The following is a 15,528-nucleotide window of genomic DNA, read 5'->3' as shown; positions in this document are numbered from 1 at the left end:
CAATTAACCCCAGATATTTTGAGCAACGTGATAAAAGGGATCAAACACTTTATCGAACTGCATTTGAGTATAGTCCTGGAGTTTTTTATAGAGGATATGGAGTTCTGCACAAGCAATAATAAATTGGTGCTCTGGAAATTGGCTCATAAACTCTAAAAAATCATTCAGTAGCTGCGCGTCTACGTGATTGTCTTTCACTGCTTTAATCAACGAATTCAGTTGTGTTTGCACCTCATTCTCAACAAAAGTAATTTGCTGTGCTGCCTTTGTCCAAAGTGAATGGCTCTCAAAAACCTGTCCTTCTTTGGCGGAAGAGGCGCAAAGGACAATAAATTGAGTGTTTTGTGCCAGTACATGCTCCAAAACCGGTGTTACCAGGGAGCAAATTTTAGTCTGGTGTTCAGGCAATAATTGGGGGAGCAATGTATGGGCAGTAAAGCAACAAATAACAATGCAATCCACGTCTTGCTGAACTAGATTATCTGTATTTTTTTCGAGCTTTGCTAAGAGCTCCATTTTACTTTGATTAATAGACATCAGCGTTGTGGATTGAGTCTGCAAGGGCTCTGAGTATAAATACACATAAGGAGGATGGTATTTTTCTTTTAAAGTACTCTCATTTAGATAGGCTGCATAAAGAGTTTCAACAAATGATGCAGAAGCTAAAGGCCCCATTCCACCGATAATACCTACTTTGATTGTTTTTTTATTCATTCTTGTTAATCCATTAATTTATCACAGCACCCGCACGGTCTGTTTAACTCAAAATGCGCTTTGACTTTGGTATAAGCGTTGTAGCCAACTCGTGCGATGAGATTAAGCTTGTTGGTATCGATTCGTTTATCCTTGGTTAAAATGTCAGGATTAAGATGAATGCCAACAACTTTTGCGATGACCATGCGGTTGATTAGACTCGAATCATCGGGTGTCGGTAATTGCACCGATTGGTGATAAACACACTCCAAACTAATAGGTGCGCCTTTAACGCGATAGGTTTGAATGATTTCTCCAGGTAAATGGTCCACCTCAGCCATAGCAAATTCGTTAATTCCTCGTGAAAAATCCAGCGAGGTAATATTCATTGCCTCCTTACTGCGGTAATTCACTAAATTGACGGTAAATTCTTTAGTCTCTTCCGCGTTTTTTAACGTATCTTTAGCCCCACCACTGTCATGTGAACCGGTTGTGGCAAACATAATCATCGGTGGCTCTTCACAGACAATATTAAAATAACTAAACGGCGCTAAATTAGGATTGCCCTCAGTATCTTTGCTGCTGATCCAGGCAATGGGTCTGGGAACAACACAGGCTTTAAAAAGTCCTTTAGGCAACTTCTGGGATGTGTGAAAAAACATGATCGATTCCTTGATTCGAATGGGGAAGAAAGACTCGTCCACCCATAGTTTGAAAATTCCTGAATGCCCATAAACTGGGGCTTACAAAGATACGTTGGATCCATCGATAAGGACAACCTTGATTGTCGTAGGTTGGCGTAAATCGCTCTCGTGCGTGCAGCGTAAAACGATTGTCCACATACACTAATTTCTCTGGAGTAATTTGAATGACTTCCGCTGTTTCTTTGATTGCTTGATGGAAATGAGCTAACGCCATTTTGGCTGCATGATTGATGGGTAACATCATATTCGAATAAAAAGCAACAGACACCCGTGGTTTATTTAATGTTCCTCTTAAGACAGGACATTTAACCATTGCTTCATGAGAAAAAATTTCGCGCCATCGATAGGGGAGGTTTAAATAAAAGTTCTCTCCGAATAAAATCTTCAAATCATGGGTGCTTAATAATTTTAAGGATTTTCGAGTATCTGCGATAAGTGTTTTTGTTGGTTCAATGGTTTCATCAATTCGAATACCTAGAAAGAATATACCCGATGGTGAATAATCATCTTCAGCAACATACTGTAATGCCGCATTTTCAATATGAAAATCAAGCTCTACTTCAGAACCCAATCCTGTATAATCAAATTGATTTTGGGCTTGTGGCGTTAAATTATTAACAAGCTCTTGCCCCTCAAAATAGATGGAGTAGGGTTCGCCCACCAAGGCAGCAAAAGCAGTGATGATGTTTTCACTAAGAGTTCCAGATTTAAACAGCTTACCTGTTTGCTCGAAGTCCGGACTTCCATAAATGGCTTCATCGATTGGAACATTGTTAATTACTACTGCAGAGACTAGCTTACTAGCACTGCGTTGAATTGTTAGTGTATTAATTAATGTTTCTGGTAATACCCCGTATATTTTTTTCCTCAGTAATTGAATGTAGTGTTCTCCACCTAAAGGGTCATAGGGGATATCGTTAAATTCCTGTATTAGTTTTTGTTTCTCCTTATTATTTAGAGTGATTTCAATAATATTTTTTTCATCCATAATAATTCCATATTTAAATCCTATAATTCTGATTAAAAAAATCAGTCCTTTTTTTCAAAGTTATCTTTAGCTGGTAGACTTCATATCTAAACTTATAAAATATATTTTTTCCTTATAGATTGAACTCGATTAATTTGAACATTGAATATAAAAGGAAAAAATTATTTTATTTTTATGTAAATTTCGGAGTTAAATAATGATCAATTTAGACAAAAGAAAATCAATAAAAACAAATCCAATTTATTGACAAGCCTCTTTTCGTAGAACTAGAATCATTGTTTTTTATTAGATTTTACTAGAGAGCATCTTCATTTGGTTTTTAAAGCAAAAAAATGAGGAGCACTTTCTAAAGTACAGGATGTTGCATTGATGTTTACAGAGGTTGATGAAAGAAAGGGATTGGTTAAATGTTTTTGGTCAGATATTCGTCATCGTTTTGCAAAAGTAGAGCCTGTATTTACAAGTATCGTAGATCAGTTATCGCCGAATCAATCTTACCCTCTTTATATCGCTTATTATCTTTATGGTGATACCGATGCTGACACATGCAGCTCCTTATTTCCTAATATAAATGGAGACTACTACCGAATCACGGATCCCAATGTTCCACAAGATATTCTTCAGCATCTTGGATATAGTGTAAATGGCACACCTTTAGGCATGATTCTTGAGAAAGAGCTTGAGTGTTATATCGATTTGAAAAATGAACAAATCACAATTCCTTGGCTTGTTTATAAACCTGGGGATATTTTCCCTCTCTCAACCATTTTAAATAAAAGAAAAAGTCATGTTTATACGCCCAATGGATTATTGTCTTCAACAGCCGGAGCACGATCAACATTTATGTTACCTAATATAGGAGCAACTCTAAATCATTCAAATTTACAGCGAGATTTTAATATTAAAAGTCGACCAGCAAAATCACTATATGAGCATTGGCAAGTTTTTCGAGAGGTAGTCAATAGTAATGTAATTAGTACTGATTGGCGTTGTTGTATTGTTTATTTCTCGGAGAATTGGTTAATTAGTTTGCATAATGATGCGGATTGGAAAACTTTAAAACAATATTTGCACGAATTGGCATGGTATCGATATGAGTATGAGCGAAACAGAATTTATTATGACATCACTTTTTCAATCATACAAAAAAATCGTAATTTAAAACCCAATCCTTACCTTGTCGATACAGCGAAACATTTATTTGCTACTGCTTTGGGGGCTGCTCCTGGTTATGCTCCTGCAACAGATAATGACGCTTTGCCGGTAGATATTTTGCAGCAAGCTTTTGTGGAGTCTTATGGCTTAAAAAAATATAGGCCAACAGTGATGCAACCTAAGCATTTTAATTTTCAAACAGATTATTTCCCAATATATTATTCATTACAGCATCCCGCTACTCGTATATTCTCGCCAAGATCACGGCTTGCCTCCAGTACAATAAATGAAGTGCGCGAACTAGAACGTATCATGAATATTTTCATTGAAGAATTATCAAAAGATGGAGCGTTGTCTTCTGATACTGTTGTTGGACAAATAGCAAAATTTGTTAAGTTCAGCTACTTTCATAATGCTATAGATACTCATAACATTCTTAGAAACTCTCTCGAGCTGTTAAATAGTGACAAGCGGTTTAATGATACTTTATTCCCACATACATCAGAAGCATTATTTGCAGCAGATGCTTCTTTCTTAAGAGGATGTGTTAGTATAGGTTCTGCTGCAATACCAACACAGCAAAAAACACATTGTCCCAATGAACATGCTGCAATACCAGAGTAAATTTCCCCCCCAATTTTGATATATGATACCTCCTAGGGCTGGTCCAATGACATTGCTTACTGCAAATGCAGTTTGAAATAATCCTAAGCTTTGTCCTTTTTTCTGATTGCTACTTTGCTCATAACATAAAAGTTGGGCTGTAGAGATAAAGAGCATTTCACCAGTTGTCCAAATAATGCATGAGAAAATAGCCAGCACAAATACAGAAGAATAGCTTAAAACCAACATTCCTATTCCCATTAATAAAGCACCAAGTCCTGTCACTAATAATTTATTTTGCCCACCTACTAAGGCCGTCAATGGAGCTTGGAAAAAGACAATTAGAAAAGTATCTAAGATAAATAAAATACTTACGGCCCTAATACCTAAATGTGGAAATGACTTTTGAATATAGAGAGGATAAGTAGTGCTTAACTGGGCAATAATTAACCCAACAAGAAAAACACATGCAATAACCAATAATAAAATCATTTGAGATGCATTTGAATGATCGTAGTGATGCTGCCCTTTGATTGGTAATAGTACAGTAGTACCCGTATTTTTCTGAAATAAAAGATAAAGTGCAGAACACAAAAGCAATACGCTTGATAAACAAAAAATTGACTGAAATCCATAAGTAGTCATGCTAGCAATAAGAACTCCTGATAATCCTAACCCAAAATTAGCAGCAACATGGGAAATACTAATCGTTTTATATCGTAAATTTGTATCATTTCGACACAAGCTAAGCATCCATACATTATTGGAGGTTTTAAATCCATAAGCTGCAAATCCAAGCAAAAACATATTAGCCATTAGTGCAAAGGCTGAATGTAAGTTAGTTAAAAGAAAAAACGTTGTAGATTGCACTAAAAGGCTAAAGATTGAAATAAGACGAGGTGAAAACATATCTGACAATTTACCAGTAATAAGTCCACCTAAAACAGTACCCAAACCGTAACAAGAAAGTAATAATCCAGCCATGGATGGAGTAAAGTGCCTAATAGTAACAAAGTAGAGCGACAGGAAAAAACAAATACCAATAGTAAGCGTATTAATACAAATTAGTATAATACCCTGCCAACAAAGTTTAGGTAATCCTTTATAATTTGCTGCATATTTTCTAGCGAAAGTTGTTAAATAATCCGTCATTTTTATATTAATCCAAATGCACTTAATATTGCCTCATTACAATGAGCTTTTTTTACAGGGGGAATATATAAGGTTGAAATAGTCGATAATTGAATATCCGGTAAATACTGTAACTGCGTACGGGTTATTCTAGGATCTAAACCAGGATATTGTGCGGCTTCATAGATAATAATTTCATCTATAGGTTGATAAAAATGCTTCAAATAATCCAATAAGAGCAAAATCCCCATCTTTTTATTATTTGTTGATTCATGATCAATAATGCCTACTGCATCAATTTGCCACAAGATTAAGTGTGACGAAGGATTTAATTGTCGCTGGTGAATTAAAAAATCCGATGCTTCGAATGATTGACATCCTAAAGAGCCAGGATCTATCAATAGATCAGCAAAAAGACAAGCCTCCGCAGAAATAGCAGGTAAGATTTTTGCAAAATAACCTTTTTTTTGCGCTTGTTTAACTGCTTCTAATCCTGGTTTGGAAAAAACACAGGGATGGCCATATAGTGCAAAGCATACATGCTTCTTTTGATATAGATGCTCTAAAACATAATTAGTAATACGCTGATAGGCTTCTGTACGAAGAGAGCATGATTCATATAAAAAGTCCAATGATTCTGTATTTTGATTTTGTTTTTGTATCCATGACTTCAGAACAGGATCATTCACTAAATAAAGAACGATATCAGACTGTTGTATATAAGCAATTGCCTCTGTGGTTAAATGAGCGAAAAACTTAATTCCACATCCAACAACAACCAGTGAAGATGTATTTGGATTTATTTGCATATCTAATGCTAAAACATCTTGAAAGTCTAGAGATCAAAAATTGTGGTTCGATCAGCAAGTATTGCTTTTTCATTGAATAGAGCTTTTAGAAACGAGGCATCGTTATTAGCAAATACTTGCTGTATGTTAACATCTTTTTCTTTTAATAGCTCATCAAGATTTATTTTATGGTGAGTTGTGCTAGCCAGTTGTTCGAAAAGCGTTACGATACTCATAGCAGATCCCTCATTGATTAAATTTTGATTTTAGCATGAGGTTATAATAGTTTAAACCTTATCAAGTTTAATTTTGATTTATTACACAAATTCCATTAGCACTAGATTAAAATGATCTTCCTCAAAATCATGACACACCCATTGTGCTCCACGATTGCAGCCGATATTAAGATAGTCAGGAAAATTCCATGGTAAAGCATGATGTTTTTCTAAATTTATTCCATCCATAATACTCATTATATTTTCAAACCAACTCATGTTTCTTATCCATTATAAAAACTTCTTCTGATTGAATTAAATGATTAAGTAAACTACTGGGGTCGGTGTGTATCATAGGAATACCAGATTGCTTAGCGTGTATAAATCCATTTTCTTGACAATGCTCAATAAAACTAAATAGTTTTACAAAATATTCATCTACGTTAAGGAATCCTATCTTTTTGTTAAGTTCACCTATTTTTATTGCATTCCAGGTTTCAATTGCTTCTTCTAGTGTTCCTAGGCCACCAGGCATAACTATAAATGCATCCGCCAATTGTTGAAGCATTTTTTTTCGTTCTTGCATTGAATCAACTACATGAAGCTCATCTAGAGTATCTAACGGTTTTTCTTTGTCTAAAAGATGAGTAGTTATAACCCCTATTACTTTGCCATCCAATTCTTTAACTGTAGTTGCTAATAAACCCATCATCCCTAGACTAGAGCCACCATAGACAAGTGTTAGCCCGTGATCAACAATTTCATGAGCAAACTTAATAACAGCTTGTTTAAATGCAACATTGTTTCCAAAACTAGCTCCTAAGTACACACAGATTGTTTTCATATTAAGTTCTCATTGCTGATTTTTTTGTATCATACAAACAACAAGTAATGCATGGAAGACGTAATAATTACAGTATGTATTATTCTTGCAAATATCTCATCTAATTAGTCCCGCAAATTTTTTACCGGAATAATTTGATATTCTCCTCACCTCCAATAGGAGCTATCCATCATCTAGATAGAAAGCAAGCATTTGTTGTTGCAGTAGAATGGTTATAATGCTTTATGCTTTTTTGCTGAAGATGTTAGTAAGAAATTGGATGTAATAACAGCATTCTATTTTTTGTGTTTTGAGTAGTAGGGACATGAGTTGATATCGAAAACCAACCGATTTCATCGGAAGATGAAATTGATTAAACGTCGTGCTTATGGGTTGCAATTTTTTCTCCTTGACAAGCACGAGATACTTTTCCCGATTTTGAAGTAGGAGCTTTCATAGCCAATAAAGGCTAATGAGCAGGAAAAGAATCTCAATGGCTTGTCTGGTTAATTTGGGTAGGCATTTGAATTCATTCAAAGGATTGAACTGGTTCAGCATTATGCTGAGTGAATAATCAATTGCGGAGAGTCTTATGCCTGCACAAAAAGCATCTAGGTTACATCTATTAAACGAATTCGAATCAGCGCCACATTCTGCGCTTTTCAATCAACAAACCATCGCGGCAGTATTAAGCTGTTCCACCCAGTTACTTGAACGTAACCGTTGGGCGGTTGGTGGTGTTTCCTATTTAAAAATTGGTCGCAAAGTTTTGTACAGAAAAAGCGATGTGCTGAATTTTCTCCAACAACAAAAAGTTTATCACTCAACCAATGACGAAGGTCAGTTACAGCTCATTGAGAACGCATAAATTAAAATTTGTCAGAAGGAATTTGCTTTATTCCGACGGTTTGACTGTTGTTTGGAGAATAATGTATGTCACAAAATCATGTTATTGAATTGCCCAATACACCAAAGCTGCGTCCAGTATTTTGCGACTATGCTGGTGGTCGTTTTCGGCTAACTGCTGAGGGGTTAACCTTTATCGGTCTTGATAAGGATGGCAATCCATTGCCACCTCGGTGGATATGCGCGCCATTGTATGTCGTTGCCAAAACCCGGGATGCTCAGAGCGGTGAATGGGGTCGGTTGTTGGAATGGCAGGATGATGACGGAATAACTCATCAGTGGGCAATGCCACTGGCTTTGTTGCAAGGTGATTCCTCCGATGTGAGGCGAGAGCTGGCACGATTGGGATTGAGTATTTCACCTAATAGGACTGCTCGCGATTTGTTAGCCTCCTATTTACAAGTCTTTCCAGTAGACGCACGTGCACGATGTGTTGATAAACTGGGTTGGCATGGCGATGTTTTTGTAACCACTTCCCAGTGTATCGGGCAATCAGCAGAGAAAATTGTATTCCAGAATACCAATGCCATTGAACCAGCAATGCCCTCCAAGGGAAGCGTTGAGGAATGGCGAAACTCAATAGGTCGGCTGGCATCAGGCAACTCAAGACTGGTGTTTGCCATATCTGTAGCTCTTGCACCTGTATTGGCAAAAATTGTTGGCGAAGATTCAGGAGGTTTTCATTTCAGAGGCACATCCTCATCAGGCAAAAGCACTGCATTGAGTCTGGCTGCCTCGGTTTGGGGAAACCCACAATCCTATTGCCGTTTATGGCGCAGCACCACCAATGGCCTTGAAGGCTTGGCGTCATTACACAATGATGGATTGTTGATCCTTGATGAGCTCAGTCAAATCGATCCCAGAGAAGCAGGGGAGGCCGCTTATTTGCTAGCCAATGGTCAGGGAAAAACACGTGCTTCTCGTACTGGCACGGTCAGGCAATCTTCCCGATGGTCTTTATTTTTCTTGTCTGCTGGTGAGGAATCTTTGACGGAACTCATGGCAAAATCAGGACAGCGTATTAATGCAGGTCAGGAAATCAGGCTTGCTGATATCGAAGCGGATGCCGGTTGCGGGATGGGGATTTTTGAAACAATTCATGATCAATTAAGTCCAGCCAGCATGGCCTTATCACTAAAGAAATACAGCAGCCGATATATTACCGACACCATTCAAACTTTTGTTGATGCAGTCATTCAATCCGATGCAACAGGCCAGATTATCCGTGTTGCCAGACGCTTTGCATTAGTTGCTGCTGCGGGAGAACTGGCCAGTCAATTTGGTCTGACAGGGTGGCAAAAAGGCGAATCGTTCCAAGCTGCGAAGACTTGCTTTACTGCATGGCAGGATGCTTTTGGAGTTGATGGCCACCGCGAAGATCGCGCCATTATGGCACAAGTGCGCGCTTTCTTTGAATCTCATGGTGCTAGTCGATTTGATAACGCCAGCTCACCTAACAATGACAAAATTCTCAACCGGGCAGGATTTTATCATACAGATAGGGAAGGGTTTCGAATCTACATGGTGTTAACCGAGGCGTACAAAAATGAACTGTGCAAAGGATTTGATCAACGCACAGTGACAAGGGTTTTATTACACGCCGGCTAGCTGAAACCTGCCTCAGATGGCAAAGCCTCACACAAGCCAAGAATCAAAGGGGTTGGCACTCCAAGATTGTATGTGTTTACAGGTAAAATTTGGGGAAGTGAATAAAAATTAATAATGACATTGGTTTTTTCGTTGAGCACCGAAGGTGCGAATAAGGTTTGTGAAGTTTGGTGACCAGCTTGCTGGTTAGCTAACTTCACCTATCTTGCCCTACATTTTGAAATTTATTTTGATCCGCACTTTGATAATTATTCGTAATTGTTCGTTATAGAGCGATTAATAACGAAAATAATCATGAATAAACGGAAATAAATAATAAATTACCGAAAGTTACCCAAAAGGTCGAAAATAAATAGAAATAAACAATAAAAATCAAAGGAATGAATAACCAGCAAGATGGAGAGCAGACCATGAAAAAATCCTTAACAGATAACATAACAGCTTCTAAACTGAATCAACAAAGAACAAACGTCAGAAAACATAAAGTTGAATTCCTGGCTTTACGTGAGGACATTTCTGAAGCATTGGAAAAAGGATGGTCTATTGCCATTATATGGGAAACACTGAGGGATGAGGGAAGCTTCACGGCAACTTACAATACGTTTAGGCTATACGTATTAAAATACCTGAGTGGTCAAAAGCCAGGGTATTCGCAAAGGGAAGTCACCGATCAGCAACCAAAAAGATTGGCCGTAAATCAGGACAAAGAGAAAAAGCCAACTGCTATGCCTTCATTTACCTTTAATCCAAAACCCAATTTAAAGGAGCTATTATGATTGAATGGATTTTTATTGGTGAATATAGTTTCCAATAAGTCCCATATGCCCCACCCTTATGGCAAAGGGTGGGGACGGCTAAAACCTTGTAGTAACGCACCCGCCCCAGATGTCCCTCTTGTCCCTGTGGATTTTGACAGTATTGTCATGGCCTCTGTACTTCGTGATTTGATATGTTGAATTACCTTTAGATCATCAGCGAGCGGAGATACTGTTTTGTGAGTAAGAGGTTGGTATAAATCTCCTTTTTGATATAAAATCACGCAAATGTCTAATAACCATACAGAGAAACCGCTCAAAAATTCATGTTCACAATGTAAAGTTTAATACTACGTTCTTACGTAACCCTACCAATAATAACAAATTAAAAAAGGAGTCTATGTAAGCAAATAAATCTTTGCATGGGTTGCTATTGCCCAAAATTAGCAAAGAGTAAGGCTGTGATTAAAATTGAGGAAATACAATGCAAGATAATAATAATGATATGAATCTCCATGCCTCCAAACTATCATCAACTTTTTCCAGGAGCATGGAAGAAGAGCGTCTATTATCTCTTATAGAGTTTGCCCAGCAATCGGCTCGCCTAAAACTTAATCCTGTCAAAGATGTAGTAAAGCATGGTTTGTTTAATCGTTTTGAACATGAGTTATTTGTTTCACCTGGAGTTCACATTGATATAGCGGAAGATAATGATGAACTGTGGTTAAGAATCGAAAGACTGGTAGAAACCCATCCTCCAGAACCTCAAGCTCAGCAATTAATACCTTGGCTTGACCTATCAAGAAAAACTGAAACAGCTCCTGTATTAAAAAGAGCTGTAGAGTTTGGCAAAATTGACATAGAAAATGTTAGGAATGCAGAAACTGATATGGGACAAGAGCAGCCCAAGCTGATGTTGTTGTCAGAATACGAGCATCGAGAAACTATAGAGCGTTTATTTCAAGATTACGTAAATAACCAATGGAGCATTTGGGCAGAAGAAGAGAAAAAGCGACGCCGTACAGTTAAATTATATTCAGAGCTGTTCACCTTAAAACAGCAATTGGAAGGCTCGATCGTTGATACTCAAATTGAATTAGTGTGGGGTACCGGGCTTGGTGTATGGAAAACAAATGAATTTAATATTAGATATCCTCTTATCACTCAATCTGTAGAGGTCTCACTAAATCCAAAAGATATGGCTATAGAAATTAGGCCAAGACGATCTGCTGAGCCACTTTTTGAGCTTGATGTTTATATGTCTATTGATAGTTTGGGTGTAGCAGATGTTCAGAAAGCTTATAATGATTTGATGTCAAAACAAACCCAAGACTTTTCGCCATTTGAGCGTTTCTCCTATGAGCCCCAACTACAACTTGCAGCGACACATCTGGATTCAAAAGGAGTATATTGGCCAACTCAAATTACGAATGAAGATCGTCAAATCCCTGATTCAGGAGAAAACTTAAAAGTTACTGATACATGGATTTTATTTGCCAGACCGCGCAGCAAAAGCCTTTATATTCAGGATTTGGAAAATTTCAAAAAGCATTTTAATGCTGAAAAAACGGGTGAGATAGCCAGTGTTATTAAAGAAATGGTGCAAGAGCCAGTCGATGAGCACCGTGAAATAAAGCTTACTAATTTTCGTGGTCTATCCAATCTTGGATATACTTCAAATGAAGGCAATGCAGAGACAGCAAGCGAGTTGTTTTTTCCTCTGCCATTTAATGAAGAACAAGTCAAAATTGTACAAAAATTAGAACATTCAAATGGGGTTGTTGTCCAAGGACCTCCAGGAACAGGTAAAACACATACAATTGCTAATATTATTGCCCATTATATGGCGAATGGTAAGCGTGTACTTGTTACCTCTATGAAAGAGCCAGCTTTATCTGTGTTGAAAGAAAAGCTTCCTGTAACAATTCAGCCCTTAGCCATTTCTCTTTTAACCAATGAGCAAGACGGAATGAAGCAGTTTGAGTTTGCTATCTCTAAAATTGCTCAAGAATTACAAACCATTGATCGTACTGCACTTGGATGCGAAATTGAAAATGACGAGCAATTTATTGATAAGCTTCATGCAAAATTGGCATGGATAGATCGGTCTATTACCAATTGGGCAAAAAGCAATATTCAACCTATTTATATGGACGGACAAGAAATTCACCCAGAGGATGCAGCAAAAGAAATCGCTGCAGCAAATGGAGAATTTGATTGGCTTGAGGATCCCATTTCTATCTTAGACGAACATAAGCCGAGATTTGATAATACCGATATTATACAACTCAGAGAAGCAAGGCGTAATTTGCAAGGAGATCTTGATTACTTTGGCAAGTCACTACCTGCATTGGAAGATATCCCCAAATTAAACAGTATACTGAACCTTCATCGCGAGTTATTAAAAAACAAAACGCTAAAAGATCAGGTTCTGTCTGCTGATACTTTTCAAATTCCAGACTTAGCAGAAAATAGTACTGAAGTAGAAACAATATTAAATGCGTTCTATGAATATAGAACAACAAAAAAGCAATTAGAAACGGCCAACCTATCATGGTTTGGCTCATTGCAATCGTATTTAAAAAACGCTGAATCAGCGCCAATCATTCAACTTATTGAAAAAATTGCTGATGAGGTGAACAATTTACAGGCCGAAAAAAATATTTTTTTAGAAAACCCTGTTGTTATACCAACTGATCTCAAATTAACAGATGAAATTACTCAAGCTGTTGCTAATAAAAGTGAAGGTAAGCACCCTTTTGGAGTCAGTGGCATATTAACAAAGCGAGCATTAATTAAAAAAATTGATGCTATCCTTATTTTAAATAAGCCAGCCAAGAATCAAGATGAATGGCTGCATATTTATCGTTATGTATTACTTTGCAATCATATTGATGAACTCGTTTTACGATGGAATAAAATAGCCACTGAAATGTCTATTTTTTCTCTCATAAATAGTGAGATGATTAACCCTCTTCAACACGTTAGAGCTGAATTAGATTTTTATTTTGCTGTCAAAAAATACATTAGACTGGAAGTTGAAATTAAAAATTATTCAAGTTCAATTTTGTCATCATGGCCTTATTTAAATGAGCTGTTTGAGGTTGATACTCATATTCATGAGTTAATTGAGTTGCTTGAAAAAAATCTTAATTTTTATCACTCCTCAAAAGCTTGGTCTGATAGAGAAACGATATTAAACAGTTTATCAAGCTTTAATGGGCGGATTTCTGAAGCAATCAAAATATTTTTTTCTGAAACTGTGGGCAATCCATCCATCAGTGATATGGAAATACAAAATCAATCAACTCAATTGATAGAGGAATTGAGGCGCATTCATGGGTTAAAACCAGCTTTAGATGATGTGTATTCTATATGCGATTTAATTCATCAATCTGGTGCTACCCTATGGGCACAAAAACTTAAAGAGACTCCGTTGGAAAGTACGGTGGATTCTTTATTGCCTGATGATTGGAGCCAAGCATGGCGGCTTCGTCGTTTGGCCAACTATTTTTATTCAATGAGTCATTTTGATGAGTTTAAAAAATTAACCACTCAGCGCTATGAATATGAAAAACAATTGGCAAAAACCTATCAAGATGTGGTTGCTAAACGCACTTGGCTGCAATTAGCAAAAAATGCGACGCCCGACATTCGAGCAGCATTACAAGCCTTTCAATCTGCTATTTCAAGAATAGGTAGAGGAACAGGTAAAAGAGCCATTCGTTATAGACGCGATGCTAAAAATGCGGCTGCACTTACCAATAAAGCAATACCGTGCTGGATTATGCCTCATTATAGAATTTCTGAGTCATTGCCTCCTGAATTTGGATGCTTTGATTTAGTCATTATTGATGAAGCCTCACAATCAGATTTAAGTGCCCTACCAGCCATGTTACGCGCCAATAAATTGTTGGTTGTTGGTGATGATAAGCAGGTTTCGCCTGATGGTGTTGGTCTGGAAGAAGAAAAGATCAATAATTTGATGGCTCAATATTTAGCCAATCAAGTAGCCATATATAGACAAGCAATGTCTCCTGAGCGCTCTATTTATGATTTATGTAAAGTTGTATTTGCTGATTCACACATTATGCTGCGCGAGCATTTTCGCTGTGTTACGCCAATTATTGAGTACTCCAAGAGAGAATTTTATAACCATGAACTAAAGCCCCTGAGATTGCCAAGCAAATCAGAACGTCTGGATCCTCCTCTAATCGACGTAATTATTGAAGATGGCTTTCGTATAAATAAAGAAAATAATGCTGAAGCAAAGTTTATTGTCGAGGAAATCAATAATATTTGTAATGACCCTGCTATGGCCAATCGGACAATTGGCGTTGTTTCTTTGCTAGGCAATGAACAAGCAAGAAAAATATGGGAAATGATTCAGCAAGAGATTACGCCAGATAAAATAACTAATCATAAAATTACTTGCGGTGATGCCCTTACATTTCAAGGTAAAGAGCGGGACATCATGTTTTTATCAATGGTAGCGACTCCAGATAATGTGAAAGCGGATTCACGAGAAGCCTCTGCGCAGCGATTTAATGTTGCTGCCTCAAGAGCACGAGATCGCATGTATTTAGTAAGAAGTGTTGAGTTAGATAATCTAAGCCACAAAGACAGCTTAAGACGCAGTTTAATTGAGCATTTCAGCTCACCCTTTGCCCAAGATGAAATAAAGGTAAAAAACCTTAGAGAACTCTGTGAGTCAGGTTTTGAATTGGAAATTTATGATCTATTAACTGAGCGTGGTTACAGAGTTATTCCTCAAGTCAAAGTAGGAAACTACCGTCTGGATATGGTTGTAGAGGGACATAATGATGCTCGCTTGGCTATTGAGTGCGATGGGGATCGTTATCATGATGCTTCAAAATGGGAAGACGATATGAAAAGGCAAAGAATTCTTGAACGTGCAGGGTGGAAATTCTGGAGATGTTTTGCTTCTACGTTTGTTATGAATCGTAAAAATGTAATAGAGGATTTAATAAGCACATTAACATCTCATGGTGTAGAGGCTATTGGATTTGATGGGATAATAAATAGTATTCATTGTGAACAAAGAAAAATAAAAAATATAGCTGTTTCAGAAGCTTGCACTGAATAGGTAGCTATGCATATTTAAAATAAAAATAATAAATATCAGGGAGGTGTTATTC

Annotated in this window: 12 protein-coding genes and 1 pseudogene; 5 read left to right on the top strand and 8 right to left on the bottom strand. The window is 37.2% G+C overall.

Annotated elements, in window-relative coordinates; translation table 11 throughout:
- Positions 1-3: 3 nt before the first annotated feature.
- The 3 genes from DY223_RS16585 to DY223_RS16575 are packed head-to-tail and all read right to left on the bottom strand — an operon-like array spanning position 4 to position 2,385.
- Complete coding sequence (locus tag DY223_RS16585) at positions 4-714, bottom strand: aspartate/glutamate racemase family protein (RefSeq protein ID WP_058459638.1); 711 nt, start codon at positions 712-714, stop codon at positions 4-6.
- A gap of 5 nt (positions 715-719) precedes the next feature.
- The gene (locus tag DY223_RS16580; protein ID WP_058459639.1) at positions 720-1,355 is read right to left on the bottom strand and encodes a flavin reductase family protein; all 636 of its coding nucleotides are present in this window, start codon (positions 1,353-1,355) and stop codon (positions 720-722) included.
- Positions 1,324-2,385 (bottom strand): Fe(II)-2OG oxygenase family protein, encoded by a 1,062-nt coding sequence (locus DY223_RS16575; RefSeq protein WP_058459640.1) that lies wholly within the window; start codon positions 2,383-2,385, stop codon positions 1,324-1,326. Before DY223_RS16575 ends, DY223_RS16580 begins: the two co-directional genes overlap by 32 nt.
- A gap of 369 nt (positions 2,386-2,754) precedes the next feature.
- On the opposite strand from DY223_RS16575, the gene DY223_RS16570 reads away from it, so the two are divergent.
- A complete protein-coding gene (locus DY223_RS16570) occupies positions 2,755-4,164 on the top strand; it encodes a hypothetical protein (RefSeq protein ID WP_058459641.1) in 1,410 nt (469 codons plus the stop codon).
- On the opposite strand, the gene DY223_RS16565 is transcribed toward DY223_RS16570, so the two are convergent.
- The 5 genes from DY223_RS16565 to DY223_RS16550 all read right to left on the bottom strand — a co-directional run bounded on the left by DY223_RS16565 (position 4,075) and on the right by DY223_RS16550 (position 7,121).
- Positions 4,075-5,295, bottom strand: a complete 1,221-nt coding sequence (locus DY223_RS16565) for an MFS transporter (protein ID WP_058459642.1) — start codon at positions 5,293-5,295, stop codon at positions 4,075-4,077. The two genes, DY223_RS16570 and DY223_RS16565, sit on opposite strands and share 90 nt — an antisense overlap.
- A gap of 2 nt (positions 5,296-5,297) precedes the next feature.
- Positions 5,298-6,083 (bottom strand): SAM-dependent methyltransferase, encoded by a 786-nt coding sequence (locus DY223_RS16560; RefSeq protein ID WP_058459643.1) that lies wholly within the window; start codon positions 6,081-6,083, stop codon positions 5,298-5,300.
- A 26-nt stretch (positions 6,084-6,109) separates the two neighbouring features.
- The gene (locus DY223_RS16555) at positions 6,110-6,298 is read right to left on the bottom strand and encodes a hypothetical protein (protein ID WP_058459644.1); all 189 of its coding nucleotides are present in this window, start codon (positions 6,296-6,298) and stop codon (positions 6,110-6,112) included.
- Between the two features lie 81 nt (positions 6,299-6,379).
- A complete protein-coding gene (locus DY223_RS19155; RefSeq protein ID WP_154669242.1) occupies positions 6,380-6,556 on the bottom strand; it encodes a hypothetical protein in 177 nt (58 codons plus the stop codon).
- Entirely contained in the window at positions 6,543-7,121 is a 579-nt protein-coding gene (locus tag DY223_RS16550) for an LOG family protein (protein ID WP_058459645.1), read from the bottom strand. The genes DY223_RS19155 and DY223_RS16550 overlap by 14 nt, the downstream gene beginning before the upstream one ends.
- Positions 7,122-7,692: 571 nt before the next feature.
- Between DY223_RS16550 and DY223_RS16545 the strand changes: the two genes are divergently transcribed.
- From DY223_RS16545 to DY223_RS16525, 4 genes and pseudogenes are all read left to right on the top strand, one after another.
- The gene (locus DY223_RS16545) at positions 7,693-7,968 is read left to right on the top strand and encodes a hypothetical protein (RefSeq protein ID WP_058459646.1); all 276 of its coding nucleotides are present in this window, start codon (positions 7,693-7,695) and stop codon (positions 7,966-7,968) included.
- A 65-nt stretch (positions 7,969-8,033) separates the two neighbouring features.
- Positions 8,034-9,719, top strand: a pseudogene (locus DY223_RS16540) (DUF927 domain-containing protein).
- A 305-nt stretch (positions 9,720-10,024) separates the two neighbouring features.
- Complete coding sequence (locus DY223_RS16535) at positions 10,025-10,390, top strand: TraK family protein (protein ID WP_058459647.1); 366 nt, start codon at positions 10,025-10,027, stop codon at positions 10,388-10,390.
- 463 nt (positions 10,391-10,853) lie between these two features.
- On the top strand, positions 10,854-15,476 hold the full coding sequence (locus tag DY223_RS16525) for an AAA domain-containing protein (protein WP_058459649.1): 4,623 nt from the start codon (positions 10,854-10,856) through the stop codon (positions 15,474-15,476).
- Positions 15,477-15,528: the final 52 nt, after the last annotated feature.

Origin of the sequence: Legionella bozemanae (assembly GCF_900450575.1) — a bacterium.
In the GTDB taxonomy this organism is placed as follows: Bacteria; Pseudomonadota; Gammaproteobacteria; order Legionellales; family Legionellaceae; genus Legionella; species Legionella bozemanae.
This window is presented reverse-complemented; position numbering and strand designations above follow the sequence as displayed.

What these genes read in the sequence shown, in the direction of transcription:
- DY223_RS16585 (WP_058459638.1), bottom strand. Translation starts at nt 714, where the DNA reads ATGAATAAAAAAACAATCAAAGTAGGTATTATCGGTGGAATGGGGCCT.
- DY223_RS16580 (WP_058459639.1), bottom strand. Translation starts at nt 1,355, where the DNA reads ATGTTTTTTCACACATCCCAGAAGTTGCCTAAAGGACTTTTTAAAGCC.
- DY223_RS16575 (WP_058459640.1), bottom strand. Translation starts at nt 2,385, where the DNA reads ATGGATGAAAAAAATATTATTGAAATCACTCTAAATAATAAGGAGAAA.
- DY223_RS16570 (WP_058459641.1), top strand. Translation starts at nt 2,755, where the DNA reads ATGTTTACAGAGGTTGATGAAAGAAAGGGATTGGTTAAATGTTTTTGG.
- DY223_RS16565 (WP_058459642.1), bottom strand. Translation starts at nt 5,295, where the DNA reads ATGACGGATTATTTAACAACTTTCGCTAGAAAATATGCAGCAAATTAT.
- DY223_RS16560 (WP_058459643.1), bottom strand. Translation starts at nt 6,083, where the DNA reads ATGCAAATAAATCCAAATACATCTTCACTGGTTGTTGTTGGATGTGGA.
- DY223_RS16555 (WP_058459644.1), bottom strand. Translation starts at nt 6,298, where the DNA reads ATGAGTATCGTAACGCTTTTCGAACAACTGGCTAGCACAACTCACCAT.
- DY223_RS19155 (WP_154669242.1), bottom strand. Translation starts at nt 6,556, where the DNA reads ATGAGTTGGTTTGAAAATATAATGAGTATTATGGATGGAATAAATTTA.
- DY223_RS16550 (WP_058459645.1), bottom strand. Translation starts at nt 7,121, where the DNA reads ATGAAAACAATCTGTGTGTACTTAGGAGCTAGTTTTGGAAACAATGTT.
- DY223_RS16545 (WP_058459646.1), top strand. Translation starts at nt 7,693, where the DNA reads ATGCCTGCACAAAAAGCATCTAGGTTACATCTATTAAACGAATTCGAA.
- DY223_RS16535 (WP_058459647.1), top strand. Translation starts at nt 10,025, where the DNA reads ATGAAAAAATCCTTAACAGATAACATAACAGCTTCTAAACTGAATCAA.
- DY223_RS16525 (WP_058459649.1), top strand. Translation starts at nt 10,854, where the DNA reads ATGCAAGATAATAATAATGATATGAATCTCCATGCCTCCAAACTATCA.